This is a genomic window from Microbacterium tenebrionis (assembly GCF_020682665.1).
Taxonomy (GTDB): Bacteria; Actinomycetota; Actinomycetes; order Actinomycetales; family Microbacteriaceae; genus Microbacterium; species Microbacterium tenebrionis.
Genome location: NZ_JAGTTM010000001.1, coordinates 743,636 through 758,048, shown reverse-complemented (window position 1 = coordinate 758,048; position 14,413 = coordinate 743,636). Strand labels below are relative to the sequence as shown.

The window sequence follows — 14,413 nt, the reverse complement described above, 5'->3', positions numbered from 1 at the left end:
CCCTCGCCGCTGGGGAACAGGGTGCGGGATCGTCGATGAGCATCGCTCTCGACGCGCCTGGGCGGATGACCGGGGGGTTCCAACGTCCGCCCGGGCAGCCTCTCCCGGCATCGGCCCCGCAGCCTGGGCGATAGACTGAGCCCGCCCGCCATCCCGCGACATCCGGAGCCGTTCATGCCCACCATCGTCGTCGACGTCATGCCCAAGTCCGAACTGCTCGACCCGCAGGGGAAGGCCGTCTCCGGTGCGTTCGCGCGCCTGGGCGTCACGGACTTCAGCGACGTCCGCATCGGCAAGCGCTTCGAGCTCACGGTCGACGGCGAGGTGACCGACGAGGTGCTCGCCGCGGCCGAGAAGGTCGCCGGCGACGTCCTGTCGAACTCGGTCATCGAGGACGTCGTGGGCATCGAGGTCGTCCAGTGACGCAAGGAACGGCCGCGACCGGCAAGAGGACCGTCCGCATCGGGGTCATCACCTGGCCCGGATCGCTCGACGATCGCGACGCGCAGCGCGCCGTCCGCCTCGCCGGCGCCGAGCCCGTCGCGCTGTGGCACGGCTCGCACGACCTCGAGGGCGTCGACGCGCTGGTCCTCCCCGGCGGATTCAGCTACGGAGACTACCTGCGCTCGGGCGCGATCGCCGCGCTCTCGCCGATCATGGCCGAGGTGAAGGATGCCGCCGCGAAGGGCATGCCCGTGCTCGGAATCTGCAACGGCTTCCAGATGCTCGTCGAGGCGCACCTGCTGCCCGGCGGACTCATCCGCAACGATCACCAGCACTTCGTGCGACGCGATCAGAAGCTCACGGTCGCGAACTCCGACACCGCGTGGACCAATACGTTCAAGACCGGTCAGGAGATCGTCATCCCCCTGAAGAACGGCGAGGGCGGCTACATCGCCGACGACGAGACGCTCGACCGGCTCGAGGGCGAGGGGCTGGTGGCCTTCCGCTACGCCGGGGTCAACCCGAACGGGTCGCTGCGTGACATCGCCGGCGTCGCGAACGAGGCGGCCAACGTCGTGGGCCTCATGCCGCATCCGGAGCACGCCACGGAGCCGGGCTTCGGCCCCGACACGTCGGCGGCCATGCGCTCCGGCATCGACGGCCTCGGCTTCTTCGCGAGCGCCATCGCCGCCGTCGCCCGCGTCGCCGCGTAGATCCCGCTCAGACCGTGCCGGCCGGCGGCCAGACGCCGATGATCACGGCCATGATGACGATCGTCACGAGCTCGTGAGCGATGTTCAGCGTGGTGAGCTGAGTCGTGAATCCGGCCCACAGCAGCACGCCGTCACGACCGAGCCGAGGAAGAACGACCCATCGTAGAAGTGCCAGGCGATGGCGGATGCTCCGGCGAGCACCCACTCCGGTCGATAGGCTCGAAGGGTGAGACTCTTCGTCACCGTACCCACAGCTCGGCTGGCCGAGAACCTCGGCACCCTCCCCGAGGGGGTCGAGCTCGAGATCTGGGATCTCGAGTCCCCCGCCCCGCGCGAACGCATCGACCTCGTGGTCGGTCCGTACATGGGCGGCACGAAGGCTCTCGGCGCTCTCGCCGGCCTCGACATCGGTCTCGTGCAGAGCCAGTCCATCGGCTACGACGGCGTCGAGGACACCCTGCCCGCCGGCATCCCGTTCGCGAACGCCGCGAGCGTGCACGAGACCTCGACGGCAGAGCTCGCGCTCGCCCTCACGCTCGCCGCGCAGCGTCAGCTCCCCCGGTTCGTGCTCGCTCAGCAGAGCGGCCAGTGGTCGCCGGTCTTCGCCGAGAGCCTCGCGGATCGCAAGGTGCTGCTGGTCGGCTTCGGCGGCGTCGGCGAGGCGATCGCGATGCGCCTGGAGCCCTTCGAGGTCGACATGACCGTCGTGGCCCGGACCGCGAGGCCGGTCTGGCACGAGCGACTGGGGCGCGTGCAGGTGCACGCGATCGATGAGCTCCCGGCGCTGCTGCCCGATGCCGAGATCGTCATCCTCGCCCTCCCCGGCGGACCCGAGACCCGCCACCTGTTCGACGACGGGATGCTCGGCCGCATGGCCGACGGCGCGCTGCTGGTCAACGTCGGCCGCGGCACGCTGGTCGACAACGACGCGCTCGCCCGCCAGCAGGGTCGCATCCGCGCCGCACTGGACGTGCTCGACCCCGAGCCGCTGCCGGCGGAGCATCCGCTGTGGAGCACACCCGGAGTCCTCATCGCGCCGCACGTCGGTGGGGCATCCACCGCCATGAATCCGCGGATCGCGCGCCTGATCCGCAAGCAGATCGAGAGGATGCTGCGCGGCGAGACCCCCGCGAACATCGTCATCGACGGCTGAACATCGAACCGATTCGATCCGCACGGTAGCGCGTCTGTAAGCGCTTGCCGTAGGCTCGAGCCATGACAGAGCTCGAACAGTTCGCAGCCCCCGGTTCCGAGTGGTGGCGCAGCGCCGTCATCTACCAGATCTACCCCCGCTCCTTCGCCGACGCCTCCGGCGACGGCATCGGCGACCTGCCCGGCATCACCAGCCGCCTGGACGCGCTGAAGGACCTCGGCATCGACGCGATCTGGCTGAGCCCGTTCATGACGAGCCCGCAGAAGGACGCCGGTTACGACGTCGCCGACTACCGCGACGTCGACCCGATCTTCGGCACCCTGGCCGACTTCGACGAGATGCTCGCGCAGGCCCACGCCCGCGGCATCCGCGTCATCGTCGACCTCGTCCCCAATCACTCCTCCGACCAGCACGCCTGGTTCCAGCAGGCGCTGAAGGCGGCCCCCGGCAGCCCCGAGCGCGCCCGCTACATCTTCCGCGACGGCAAGGGCGAGAACGGCGAGCTGCCTCCGAACAACTGGGAGAGCGTCTTCGGCGGCGGCCAATGGACCCGCATCACCGAGCCCGACGGCAGCCCTGGCCAGTGGTACCTGCACATCTTCGATGTCTCCCAGCCCGACTTCGACTGGACGAACGACGAGGTCCGCGAGGAGTTCCGCGGCATCCTGCGCTTCTGGCTCGATCGTGGCGTCGACGGCTTCCGCGTCGACGTGGCGCACGGCATGATCAAGAAGGACGGCCTGCCCGACTACACGCCCCCGGCCGATGCCGACTCGATGGGCGGCGGCGAGGACGACGTGCCGTACTGGGGTCAGGACGGCGTGCACGACATCTACCGCGACTGGCACGAGGTGCTCGCCGAATACGACGGCGACCGCGCGCTGTGCGGTGAGGCGTGGCTGCCGACGCTGAAGAAGACGGCGCTGTGGGTGCGCCCCGACGAGATGCACCAGACGTTCAACTTCCCGTACATGATGACCGAGTGGGATGCCGAGAAGATCGGCGCCGTCATCCGCGAATCGCTCGACGAGTTCGGTGCGGTCGGTGCGCCCAGCACCTGGGTGCTCTCGAACCACGACGTCATCCGTCACGCCTCGCGCCTCGCGCTCACGGCCGACAGCCCGCAGGGCGACGGCATCGGGCCGAAGTCCCAGGGCAAGCCGGACCAGGCGACCGGCCTCGCGCGCGCCCGTGCGGCCACGACCGTCATGCTGGCACTGCCGGGGTCCTCGTACCTGTACCAGGGCGAGGAACTCGGGCTGCCCGAGGCGATGGAGATCCCCGACGCGTTCCGTCAGGACCCGACCTGGTTCCGCACGAACGGCGAGCGCTACGGGCGCGACGGATGCCGCGTGCCGCTGCCCTGGGAGGCGGACGCCCCCGCCTTCGGCTTCAGCCCCACGGGCGCCTCGTGGCTGCCGCAGCCGGCCGAGTGGGCGTTGTTCGCGCGCGACATCGAGGAGGCGGATGCCGCATCCACCCTCAACCTGTACAAGCGGCTGCTGACCCTGCGCCGCGAGCGCGAACTCGGCACCGGGTCGCTCGTGTGGGAGGACCTCGGCGAGAACGCGGTCGCGTTCCGTCGCGGCGACCTGCACGTGGCCGTGAACCTCGGCGCAGAGCCGCTCGAGCTCGGCGAGGGCGTCTCCTTCGTCGTGCAGAGCCAGCCGTTCGAGGGCACCGCGTTGCCGACCGACCACGCCGTCTGGTACACGAAGGCCTGAGCAGACGCCAGATGGTGAGCATCGATGAGGTCGCGCGGAAGGCCGGGCTGTCCACGGCCACGGTCTCCCGCGCCCTCAGCGGTCGCGGCTACGTCTCGGCGGCGTCACGCGAGAAGGTGCTGCTCGCCGCGCAGGAGCTCGGCTACGTCGTCTCCTCCCGCGCGTCGAGCCTCGCCTCGGGCCGCACGCGCAACATCGGCGTGATCGTCCCGTACCTCGACCGGTGGTTCTTCAGCATGGTGCTCTCCGGGGTCTCCAGCGCCCTCATGAAGCACGGTTACGACATCACCCTGTACAACATCACCGCCGACAGCGACGCCCGCAAGGACGTGTTCGAGACGGCCCTGCGCCGCCAACGGGTCGATGCCGTGATCGCCGTGGCGATCGAGCTCGACGAGGACGAGACGGAGCACCTGCTGGCACTCGACCTGCCGGTCATCGCGATCGGAGGGCCGAACCCGGCCCTGGACACGCTGTCTATGGACGACGTCGCCCTCGCACGCCTGGCCACCGAGCACCTGCTCGGGCTCGGGCACACCGAGATCGCCCACATCGGCGCGAACCCCGAGTTCGACATCGACTTCCACATCCCCACCAACCGCCGGCTCGGATTCGAGCAGGCGCTGGCGGACGCCGGCATCGCGCCGAACCCGGCCTACCTCGAACCCGCCGACTTCACGGTCGATGGCGGCTACCGGGCTGCCAAGCAGCTGCTCGGACGGCCCGGTCCACGGCCGACCGCGGTGTTCGCGGCATCCGATGAGATGGCGATCGGCGCCGTGCTCGCGGCGCGCGACCTCGGCTACCGGGTGCCGGAGGACCTCTCGGTCGTCGGGATCGACGGCCACGAGCTCGGCGAGTTCTTCCGTCTGACGACCGTCGACCAGTTCCCGCTAGCGCAGGGCGAGCGGGCGGCGGATGCCGTACTGGCCAAGCTCGAGTCGAGCGACGAGCCCACCGCGCACGGCGAGCTGCCCTTCGAGCTCATCGTCCGCGGCACGACGGCCCGGCTTCCGAAGGCCTGAACGGAGTCGAAGCCGCACAGCTCCCACGCTAAACTGGTCCGCGGAGCGTCGGGAAGCCTGGTCGACATGTACTGCTGTCGACCCGAAAGGCGCCCATGTCGCGCATCCGCTCCTTGTTCCCCTCGTCCTCCGCCTCGGAGTCGATCCGCATCGGCGAGATCCTCCGCAAGGAGACCGTCGGCGGCATCCTGCTCGTCGCCTGCGCCGTCGTCGCGCTGGTCTGGGCGAACTCGCCATGGGCCGAGACGTACTTCGCGGTCCGTGACTTCGAAGTCGGATACGAGCCCTGGCACCTGCGCCTGAGCATCGGGGCCTGGGCGGCGGACGGTCTGCTGGCGATCTTCTTCTTCCTCGTCGGTCTCGAGCTCAAGCGCGAGTTCGTCAGCGGTGACCTGCGCCGTTTCAGTACGGCGGTCGTGCCGATCGTCGCCGCCGTCGGCGGTGTCGCCGTGCCCGCCCTGATCTACCTGGCCGTCACGGCCGGCTCCGCTGAGGCATCCCGCGGATGGGCGATCCCGACCGCGACCGACATCGCCTTCGCCGTCGCCGTGCTCGCCGTGATCGGCTCGCACCTGCCCAGCGCCCTGCGGATCTTCCTGCTCACCCTCGCCGTGGTCGACGACCTCATCGCGATCGGGATCATCGCGATCTTCTACACCGAGACGGTCGAGGTCGTCCCGCTCCTGCTCGCGCTCGGAGTGATCGCCGTCTACGGCACGATCGCGCAACTGTACCGCCGCTTCTTCCGGCTGCGCCCCACCGCGGCCTGGTTCATCCTGCTTCCGATCGGGCTCATGGCGTGGGCGCTGCTGCACGCCTCCGGCATCCATGCGACGATCGCCGGCGTGCTGCTCGGATTCACGGTGCCCGTGCTGCACCGCAGAGCCGACCGCGGCGAGGATGCCGGGCCCGGCCTCGCCGAGGAGTTCGAGCACCGGTTCCGTCCGCTGTCGGCCGGGTTCGCCGTGCCGGTGTTCGCGTTCTTCTCGGCCGGCGTCACGGTCGGCGGTGCGGACGGGTTCGCCTCCGCGTTCTCCGACCCGATCGTCATCGGCATCATCGTCGCGCTCGTGGTAGGCAAGCCGCTCGGGATCACAGCCGCGACATGGATCATCACCCGCATTCGGCGGATCGACCTCGACCCGGCACTGCGCTGGATCGACATCGCCGGGGTCGGCATCCTCGCCGGGATCGGATTCACGGTGTCGCTCCTGGTGGCCGAGCTCAGCTTCGCCGCGGGCAGCGCGGCGGCCGATCATGCCAAGGTCGCGGTACTCACGGCATCCGTGGTGGCCGCCGCCCTGGCGTCCGTCCTGCTGGGCGCACGCAACCGGCGGTACCGGCGGCACCGGAATCAGGACAGTTGACCGAGATCAGGATGATTCGGCGCGAAGGATCCTGATCCGGGGCACCCCTCCTGATCTCAGATGATGTCGCCGGTCAGGCCGGCGGGAACCCCCCGCTGAGTCGTCCGTGGAAGCGGCCGCTCGGCTCGTTGAGTCCGATGAGCTCGACCGTTTTGCCGTGCCGCACGTACTTGGTCTCGATGGCGTCGAGCGCGGCGACCGTCGACGCATCCCACACGTGCGAACGCGACAGGTCGATCACGACGTGGTCCGGGTCGGTGCTGTACTCGAACTGGGTCGTGAGGTCGTTGCTGGAAGCGAAGAACAACTCGCCGTCGACGGCGTAGTGCGCAGCATCGGCCGTCACCGTGCGCGTGACGGTCGCGAAGCGCGCCACGCGCCTCACGAACAGGACGGATGCCGCGATCACTCCAGCAACGACCCCGATCGCCAGATTGAGGGTGATGACCACGGCGAGCACAGTCAGCACCATGACCGCGGTCTCGCTCTTCGGCATCCGCTCAGCGTGGACGGGCGGATGCTGTGCCAGTCGAACGCCCCGATCGTGACCATGATCATCACGGCGACGAGCGCGGCCATCGGGATCGTCGCGACGAAGTCGCCGAAGGCGACCACGAGCAGGAACAGGAAGACCCCCGCGAAGAACGTCGAGATGCGGGTGCGCGCGCCGGATTCCTTGACGTTGATCATCGTCTGCCCGATCACGGCGCATCCGCCCATGCCGCCGAAGATGCCCGACAGGATGTTGGCCGCGCCCTGCGCCCAGGCCTCGCAGGTCTTGCTCGAGTGGGTGCCGGTGATCTCGTCGACGAGCTTGGCGGTCAGCAGCGACTCCATGAGCCCGACGACCGCCATCGCGAGCGCGAACGGCGCGATGATCGTGAACGTCTCCCACGTGAACGGCACGTTCGGGATGAACAGCTCGGGGAGGCTCCGCGGAAGCTCGCCCTGGTCGCCGACCGTCGGCACCTGGATGGCGAGAACGATGACGACAGCGGTCACGATGATCACCGAAACCAGCGGTGCAGGAACCACTCTCGTGATGCGCGGCATGACGATCATCACGATGATGCCGAGCGCGACGAGCGGATACACCAGCCACGGCACGCCCAACAGGTGCGGCACCTGCGAGCTGAACACGAAGATCGCCAGCGCGTTGACGAGCACCTCGCGGGTCAGATGCGGGGGCTCTTCAGCGCGGTGAGGACGGTGGGGTTCGACAGGTAACGGGCACGGTCGTCGAGGATGCTCATGCGGACACGGTGACCTTTCGAACCGGGGGAACGCTCCGAGTGGGGCAGGTCAACTGTAGCGAGACGAGCCAGTTCGCGATCCGCGCGATCGTCAACGCCGTGCTGAAGCCGGGCCCCGCGCTGGAGACGTACGCACACAGCTAGGCTCGGCCCCATGAGCATCGACCTCGACGCGCTGTACCGCGATCTGCACCAGCATCCCGAGCTGTCCTTCCAGGAGACCCGGACAGCGGGCATCGCCGCCGGTCACCTTCGAGATCTCGGGCTGGAGGTCGAGGATAGCGTGGGCATCACCGGCGTCGTCGGCATCCTCCGCAACGGCGACGGCCCCGTCGTCTGGGCGCGCGCCGACATGGACGCGCTGCCCGTGGAAGAACTCACCGGCCTGCCGTACGCGAGCACCGCGACCGGCATCGATCCGGACGGCAACACCGTGCCGATCATGCACGCGTGCGGTCACGACATGCACGTGACCGCCATGATCGGCGCCGTCGAACGCCTGGTCGCCGAGCAGAGCGCCTGGTCGGGCACGCTCGTCGTGCTCATCCAGCCGGCCGAGGAGTACGGCGCCGGCGCCAAGGCGATGCTGGATGCAGGGCTCCTCAACCGCCTGCCGAAGCCCGATGTCGTGCTCGGGCAGCACGTCACTCCCCTGCCGGCCGGTGTGATCGGCGTGCGGCCGGGCCCGCAGATGGCGGCCGCCGACGGCATCACCGTCACGCTGCACGGCCGGGGCGGGCACGGCTCGCGCCCGCACACGACGATCGACCCGGTGGTCATGGCCGCCGCCACCGTGATGCGACTGCAGACGATCGCCTCGCGCGAGCTCGACCCGCGCGAGGTCGGCGTCGTCACGGTCGGCTCGATCCACGCCGGCACCAAGAGCAACATCATCCCCGCGGATGCGACGCTCGCCCTGAGCCTGCGCTACCCGGACGACGCCGCCCGCGCACAGATCATCGCGGCGGTCGAGCGGGTCGTGCGTGCGGAGGCCGCGGCATCCGGGGCAGAACGCGAGCCGGAGTTCCGCACCGAGCACACCCTGCCGCCGACCATCAACGACGCCGAGGCGACTGCGCGGGTGACCGCAGCGCTGGAGCGCGCGCTCGGCGAAGGCACCGTGATCGACCCCGGCATGTTCACCGGCAGCGAGGACGTGTCGTGGTTCGCCCGTGATGCCGGAGTGCCGCTGGTGTTCTGGTTCTGGGGCGGGGTGGATCCCGAGGTGTTCGCGCAGGCGAAAGCCGCGGGGACGCTGTCGAGCAGCATCCCGACGAATCACTCGGCGTACTTCGCACCCGTCATGCACCCCACGATCGAGGTCGGAGTGACGGCGATGGCGACCGCGGTGCGCGAGTTCCTGGACTGAGAACGACCCCCTAGACCTGCACGACGCGAGGCGGCGGCGGGGGCGGCAGTTGCCGACGCGGCACGCCGTGCGCCTCGCGGTGCAGCCGCTCCATGCGGGCGTCGAGCTCGGATGCGGCTTCCGCGGCGCCGGTCAGGCTCTCGACGAGATGCGAGGGCACCTGGTTGGAGAACTTGTAGTAGATCTTGTGCTCGAGGCTCGCCCAGAAGTCCATCGCTATGGTGCGGAACTGCACCTCGACCGGCACCGGCAATGGCCCGGTCGAGAGGAACACCGGCACCTCGATGATCGCGTGCAGACTCTTGTAGCCGTTGGCCTTGGGCTCGGCGATGTAGTCCTTGACGACGCGGACCGTGACGTCGTCCTGCTGGGTCAGCAGCTCGAAGAGCTGGTAGACGTCGGCGACGAAGCTGCAGGTCACCCGCACGCCGGCGATGTCGGTGATCTCGGCGCGGATGCGCTCGAAGTCGGGCTCGTCGATGCCCTTGCGCGCGATCTTCTCGACGATGCTGTCGGGCGTCTTCAGTCTGCTCTTGACGTGCTCGATCGGGTTGTAGGCGTGGTCGTGCAGGAACTCGTCGCGCAGGATCGAGATCTTCGTCTCGACCTCCCGCATCCCGAACTCGTATTCCCGGAGGAAGCGCTGGAACTCGTCGCGGAGCTCGCGGGTCTGGCGGATGGAGTCTTCGGTGACCTCGATGGTCGTCATGGTTTCGACGTTACGGGTTCGTGATCGGAACGGGCTGTGCGTTCGGCACGAGCGGACAGGATGCCGCTTCCGCCGCCCGCGCTCGTAGGATCGCAGCATGACGGATGCTCTCTGGCCCCTCCGCACCGAGCGACTCGAGATCCGGCCGGCCGCCGCCGCCGACCTCGGTGCGATCTGGGAGTACCGGCGCCTGCCCGAGGTGAACCGCTGGCTGGGGCCGGCGCCCGCGACGCGCGAGGCCTTCGACGAGCTGTACCTCGACCCCGAGCGGCTCGCGACGACCCTCCTGATCACGCGGCAGCAGGACGGCGCGGTGATCGGCGACCTCATGCTGAGGATCGGCGATGCCTGGGCGCAGCGCGAGGTGATCGAGCAGGCGAAGGGCACCGAGGCGGAGCTCGGCTGGACGCTCGCACCCGAGCACACCGGCCAGGGCTACGCGACAGAGGCGGTGCGCGGGGTGATCGACCTGTGCTTCGGGGCTCTCGGCCTGCGCCGGGTGCTTCGCCGACAACGAGCCGTCCTGGCGCATGATGGAACGCCTCGGGATGCGGCGCGAGGAGCACAGCCGCAAGACGGCGCTGCATCGCTCAGGCGAGTGGATGGACGGCATGAACTACGGCCTGCTCGCGGAGGAGTGGCCGGCCTCCGGCTGACGCCGTGAGGATCGCGTGAGGGTCGCGCACGCCGCCGTAGGGATTTCGTGAGGATGCCGTCCGGACGGCTGCCGCGAGCTTAGGTTCGTCGTTCGTGACAGACCAGACCCCGGATGCCCCGCCGCTCGCGAAGCGGCTCATCATCGGCGACCCGCTCACGAGCGAACAGGCCGAGGAGCAGCTCCTGCCCAAGCGCCGCGCGCTGCCGATCTTCGCCTCGGACGCGCTGAGCTCGGTAGCGTACGCGCCGCAGGAGCTCGTGATGATCCTCCTCATCGGCGGACTGTCGTTCCTGTCGTTCAGCCCCATGGTCGCCGCAGCCGTCGTCGTGCTGCTCATCGTCGTCGTGCTCAGCTACCGGCAGCTCATCAAGGCGTACCCCTCCGGCGGCGGCGACTACGAGGTCGCCCGCACCAACCTCGGCGAGATCCCCGGCGTCGTCGTCGCCGCAGCTCTGCTCGTCGATTACGTCCTCACGGTCGCGGTGTCGGTGGCATCCGGCGTCGACAACATCATCTCCGCCCTCCCCGGTCTGAACCCCTGGCGGGTCGAGCTCGCCGTCGGGTTCGTGATCGTGCTCGTCATCGTGAACCTGCGAGGCGTCCGCGAGGCATCCACCGTCTTCGCGATCCCGACGTACGTGTTCATCGGGTCGGTGGGCGTCATGATCGTCACCGGCCTCGCGCGCACCGTCCTCGGCGACGCCCCGGTGGCCTCCAGCGCCGAGTTCGCGGTGCACGCCGAGAGCCTCAGCCAGGCGGCGGTGATCCTGCTGATCCTGCGCGCGTTCTCGAGCGGATGCTCCGCCCTCACCGGTGTCGAGGCCGTCTCCAACGGCGTGCCGGCATTCCGCACCCCGAAGGTGCGCAACGCCCAGGCGACCCTCGTGCTGATGGGATCGATCGCGATCTGCCTGTTCGCCGGCCTCACCGCCCTCGCGCTCATCACCGGCGTGCACTACGCCGAGAACCCGTGCGACCTCATCGGGTTCGACTGCTCGAACCCGCAGCCGAGCCTCATGGCCCAGGTCGCCGCCGCGACGTTCGGCGGAGGCAGCATCCCGTTCTTCATCGTGCAGGCGGCCACCGCCTGCGTGCTGCTGCTCGCGGCCAACACGGCCTTCAACGGCTTCCCGCTGCTGGGCGCCGTGCTCGCCCGCGACGGCTACGCCCCCAAGGCGCTGAACACCCGCGGCGACCGATCAGGTGACCGACTCGGGCTATCTGCGGCTGTACATGTCACAGCTGCGCAAGAAGCTCGAGGCGACGCCCGCCGAGCCCGTGCACCTGCTGACCGAGGCGGGCATGGGGTACCGGCTCGTGCTGTAGCCGGCCGGTCCCGGCTAAGGCGTCATCCGGTTCGTCCGCGCACCGCGCCCGACGCCGTTCACCGTGAGCAGCGACCCGGTGTCGGTGAACTCCTGCAGGATCTCGTTCTGCCGTTCCGAACCCTCCCGGTAGGTGAGCAGACTGACGACCACGGCGACCAGCAGGGCGCACACGAATCCGGGCAGCAGCTCGTACATCTGCGGCCATACGGCCTTCCAGAAGAAGACGCCGGCGGCTCCGACGAACATGCCGGCCAGCGCACCCCAGTTCGTGAGCTTCCGCCAGAACAGGCTCAGCAGGATGATCGGGCCGAAGGCCGCACCGAACCCCGCCCACGCGAACGACACGAGTCCGAGGATGGTGTCGTTGGGCACGATCGCGAGCAGCGCCGCGATGATGCCCACACCGAGCACGGTCAGCCGGCCGAGCGTCACCAGGAGCTTCGGCGACGGGTCCTTCCTGACCACCTTGAACAGGTCCTCCACGAGTGCGGAGGATGCCACGATCAACTGACTGGAGATCGTGCTCATGATCGCCGCGAGCACGGCGGCCAGCACGAGGCCGGCGACGAACGGATGCAGCAGCGTCTGCGACATCACCAGCACGACGGTCTCCGGGTTGCTCAGATCGATCCCCTGCTGCGCCATGTAGGCGATGCCGACGAGCCCCGAGAACACCGCGCCGATCAGCGAGATGATCATCCAGGTCATGCCGATGCGGCGAGCGCTCTTCGCCTCGCGCGGGCTGCGCAGCGCCATGAACCGCACGATGATGTGCGGCTGCCCGAAGTAGCCCAGGCCCCAGGCGAGCGCGGAGACGATGGCGAGGATCGTGCCGCCGGTCAGTGCGGTGCCGCCGATGAGCGACAGGTGATCGGGTGCCAGCTCGTCGATGTACGCACCGACCTCGCCGAAGCCGCCGACGGCGATGACGGCCGCGACCGGCACGACGATGAGGGCGATGACCATCATCAGTCCCTGCACCACGTCGGTGAAGGATGCGCCGAGGAACCCGCCGAACAACGTGTAGAGCAGCGTGACCCCGGCGACCAGCCCCATGCCGAGCAGGTAGTCCGAGTTGAACGAGCTCTCGAAGAACACGCCGCCGGCGACCATGCCGCTGGAGATGTACAGCGTGAAGAACACCAGGATGACGACTCCGGCAAGGATCCGCAGCAGGCGGGACGAGTCGCGCAGCCGGTTCTCGAAGAAGCTCGGCACCGTGATCGAGTTGCGCGACACCTGCGTGTACGCGCGCAGGCGCGGCGCCACGAGCAGCCAGTTCAGGTACGCGCCGATCGTCAGGCCCACGGCGATCCAGGCCTCGATGAGCCCGGACAGGAAGATCGCGCCGGGTAGGCCCATCACGAGCCATCCCGACATGTCGGATGCCCCGGCGCTGAGCGCCGCGACCCACGGCGGCAGGTCCCTCCCGCCGAGCATGTAGTCCTCGTGATCGGTGGTGCGGCGGAACGCCAGATAGCCGATGAGGAGCATGGCTGCGAAGTACAGCCCCAGTGCGATGAAGATGAAGATCTGATCGGACATCGTCGTCCCTTTCGTCATCGATCGTTCCCCCGATAGTGACAGGGTTGCGCTGCGACGGCTACCCCTACCCTCGCAGCAGCGAGGCGCGCACCGACGGTCTGGTCCGATCGGGGGTGAGCACGGCGAGCACGCGTACGAGCGTGGTCAGCCACAGCAGCGCCAGCCCGATGATGATCGCCTCAAGCGCCGTGATCGAGAACAGCCCGAACGCGAACGCCAGCACGACGGGGACGACGATGAGCAGCGCCACCCCCGCTGTGGTCAGCATCAGGGCGGGCGGCGGGCCGGGGATCGTGGTCACCGTCAGGACGCCGGCCACGACGAACAGCACGAGGGTCGAGAAGGCGGCGACGTTGTGCACGACGACGATGCGCTCGAGGGGGAACAGCCCCACCGCGGCGAGCGCAGCGCCGGCGGCCGCCCAGAGCACGACGACCCACGCGACCCGCCGCAGCGCCGCGTCGCCCTGGATGCGGTGCAGATCGCGGCCGATGTACGAGCCGACCGTGGCGGTGAGGATGCCGGCGACGACGAGCGTGCCGTTGAACGCCCACGCACCGGTTCCGATGCCGAGCTGCGAGAAGTTCAGCTCCCACCACTGCGGGTCGGCTGCCGTGATCATCGCGAACAGGGTGCCGATGATGAGGTAGCGGAACAGCAGGTTCGCGAGGTCGGCGGTGCGCAGACCGATGCCGGCCTCGAACGCGAGGCGGCCGGCCACAGCGCTCGCCACCCCGGTGATGAGGCCTCCGCCGACGGCCGACAGCTGCAGACCCTGGAGGCCCGCGCCGAGCACCTCGGTGGTCAGCAGCACGCCGAGCGCGGTGACCCCGGCGAAGGCGACGGTCAGCGCGATGGCCGACAACGACGAGATGATCGCCTGCCAGCGCGGCATGGCCGCGTGCTCGCCCCGGCGGTGCAACCGCGAGCTGACTGCGAAGGATGCCGCGGCAATCGCACCGGCGACGATCGCAACGGGAATCCCCACCGATCCGTCACCGGCGACGGGCCGCGGAGTGCCCCACAGTAGCAGCGTCCCGGCCAGGGCGCCGACGAGGAAGCAGACGACGGTGGCCCAGATCGCTCTGGTCTCCTGCGACATCCGCTGCTCGGCATCCATGCCCT

At 69.2% G+C, this 14,413-nt stretch carries 12 protein-coding genes and 3 pseudogenes; 11 read left to right on the top strand and 4 right to left on the bottom strand.

The features are described 5' to 3' along the window. Nucleotides 1–174: 174 nt before the first annotated feature. The 6 genes from purS (at nt 175) to nhaA (ending at nt 6,426) form a co-directional block, all read left to right on the top strand. Nucleotides 175–423 carry a phosphoribosylformylglycinamidine synthase subunit PurS gene (purS, locus tag KEC56_RS03855; RefSeq protein WP_175987107.1) on the top strand — a complete coding sequence of 83 codons (249 nt, stop codon included), beginning with the start codon at nt 175–177 and terminating at the stop codon, nt 421–423. After that, a complete protein-coding gene (gene purQ / locus KEC56_RS03850) occupies nt 420–1,157 on the top strand; it encodes a phosphoribosylformylglycinamidine synthase subunit PurQ (protein ID WP_227529877.1) in 738 nt (245 codons plus the stop codon). Before purS ends, purQ begins: the two co-directional genes overlap by 4 nt. Nucleotides 1,158–1,383: 226 nt before the next feature. Continuing rightward, nucleotides 1,384–2,310 (top strand): 2-hydroxyacid dehydrogenase, encoded by a 927-nt coding sequence (locus KEC56_RS03845; RefSeq protein WP_227529876.1) that lies wholly within the window; start codon nt 1,384–1,386, stop codon nt 2,308–2,310. A gap of 62 nt (nt 2,311–2,372) precedes the next feature. Then, nucleotides 2,373–4,034 carry a glycoside hydrolase family 13 protein gene (locus tag KEC56_RS03840; RefSeq protein WP_227529875.1) on the top strand — a complete coding sequence of 554 codons (1,662 nt, stop codon included), beginning with the start codon at nt 2,373–2,375 and terminating at the stop codon, nt 4,032–4,034. An 11-nt stretch (nt 4,035–4,045) separates the two neighbouring features. Beyond that, nucleotides 4,046–5,059: a LacI family DNA-binding transcriptional regulator gene (locus KEC56_RS03835; RefSeq protein ID WP_175987113.1), complete on the top strand. Its 1,014-nt coding sequence runs from the start codon at nt 4,046–4,048 to the stop codon at nt 5,057–5,059. Nucleotides 5,060–5,154: 95 nt separating this feature from the next. Next, nucleotides 5,155–6,426, top strand: coding sequence for a Na+/H+ antiporter NhaA (nhaA, locus tag KEC56_RS03830; protein WP_227529874.1), 1,272 nt, complete (start codon nt 5,155–5,157; stop codon nt 6,424–6,426). 73 nt (nt 6,427–6,499) lie between these two features. Here the strand turns inward: nhaA and KEC56_RS03825 are convergent. Then, nucleotides 6,500–7,587: pseudogene (locus tag KEC56_RS03825) on the bottom strand (SulP family inorganic anion transporter); the annotation flags it as partial. Between the two features lie 101 nt (nt 7,588–7,688). Between KEC56_RS03825 and KEC56_RS13885 the strand changes: the two are divergent. Together KEC56_RS13885 and KEC56_RS03820 are read left to right on the top strand one after the other, a co-directional pair. Further along, a complete protein-coding gene (locus KEC56_RS13885) occupies nt 7,689–7,823 on the top strand; it encodes a hypothetical protein (protein ID WP_264674996.1) in 135 nt (44 codons plus the stop codon). A gap of 10 nt (nt 7,824–7,833) precedes the next feature. Continuing rightward, entirely contained in the window at nt 7,834–9,048 is a 1,215-nt protein-coding gene (locus tag KEC56_RS03820) for an amidohydrolase (protein ID WP_227529873.1), read from the top strand. Between the two features lie 10 nt (nt 9,049–9,058). Here the strand turns inward: KEC56_RS03820 and KEC56_RS03815 are convergent, their stop codons facing one another. Continuing rightward, nucleotides 9,059–9,757, bottom strand: a complete 699-nt coding sequence (locus KEC56_RS03815) for a GTP pyrophosphokinase (protein WP_227529872.1) — start codon at nt 9,755–9,757, stop codon at nt 9,059–9,061. A gap of 97 nt (nt 9,758–9,854) precedes the next feature. Between KEC56_RS03815 and KEC56_RS03810 the strand changes: the two genes are divergently transcribed. From KEC56_RS03810 to KEC56_RS03800, 3 genes and pseudogenes are all read left to right on the top strand, one after another. After that, nucleotides 9,855–10,421: a GNAT family N-acetyltransferase gene (locus tag KEC56_RS03810; protein ID WP_227529871.1), complete on the top strand. Its 567-nt coding sequence runs from the start codon at nt 9,855–9,857 to the stop codon at nt 10,419–10,421. A 131-nt stretch (nt 10,422–10,552) separates the two neighbouring features. After that, nucleotides 10,553–11,614: pseudogene (locus KEC56_RS03805) on the top strand (APC family permease); the annotation flags it as partial. After that, a pseudogene (locus tag KEC56_RS03800) lies at nt 11,610–11,741 on the top strand (winged helix-turn-helix domain-containing protein); the annotation flags it as partial. The pseudogenes KEC56_RS03805 and KEC56_RS03800, both read left to right, overlap by 5 nt. A gap of 14 nt (nt 11,742–11,755) precedes the next feature. Here KEC56_RS03800 and putP read toward each other — a convergent pair. After that, the gene (gene putP / locus KEC56_RS03795; protein WP_227529870.1) at nt 11,756–13,288 is read right to left on the bottom strand and encodes a sodium/proline symporter PutP; all 1,533 of its coding nucleotides are present in this window, start codon (nt 13,286–13,288) and stop codon (nt 11,756–11,758) included. Between the two features lie 64 nt (nt 13,289–13,352). Next, nucleotides 13,353–14,408, bottom strand: coding sequence for a DUF998 domain-containing protein (locus KEC56_RS03790; protein WP_227529869.1), 1,056 nt, complete (start codon nt 14,406–14,408; stop codon nt 13,353–13,355). Nucleotides 14,409–14,413: the final 5 nt, after the last annotated feature.

What these genes read in the sequence shown, in the direction of transcription:
- KEC56_RS03810 (WP_227529871.1), top strand. Translation starts at nt 9,855, where the DNA reads ATGACGGATGCTCTCTGGCCCCTCCGCACCGAGCGACTCGAGATCCGG.
- KEC56_RS03835 (WP_175987113.1), top strand. Translation starts at nt 4,046, where the DNA reads ATGGTGAGCATCGATGAGGTCGCGCGGAAGGCCGGGCTGTCCACGGCC.
- KEC56_RS03840 (WP_227529875.1), top strand. Translation starts at nt 2,373, where the DNA reads ATGACAGAGCTCGAACAGTTCGCAGCCCCCGGTTCCGAGTGGTGGCGC.
- putP (WP_227529870.1), bottom strand. Translation starts at nt 13,288, where the DNA reads ATGTCCGATCAGATCTTCATCTTCATCGCACTGGGGCTGTACTTCGCA.
- nhaA (WP_227529874.1), top strand. Translation starts at nt 5,155, where the DNA reads ATGTCGCGCATCCGCTCCTTGTTCCCCTCGTCCTCCGCCTCGGAGTCG.
- KEC56_RS03820 (WP_227529873.1), top strand. Translation starts at nt 7,834, where the DNA reads ATGAGCATCGACCTCGACGCGCTGTACCGCGATCTGCACCAGCATCCC.
- KEC56_RS03815 (WP_227529872.1), bottom strand. Translation starts at nt 9,757, where the DNA reads ATGACGACCATCGAGGTCACCGAAGACTCCATCCGCCAGACCCGCGAG.
- purS (WP_175987107.1), top strand. Translation starts at nt 175, where the DNA reads ATGCCCACCATCGTCGTCGACGTCATGCCCAAGTCCGAACTGCTCGAC.
- KEC56_RS03790 (WP_227529869.1), bottom strand. Translation starts at nt 14,408, where the DNA reads ATGGATGCCGAGCAGCGGATGTCGCAGGAGACCAGAGCGATCTGGGCC.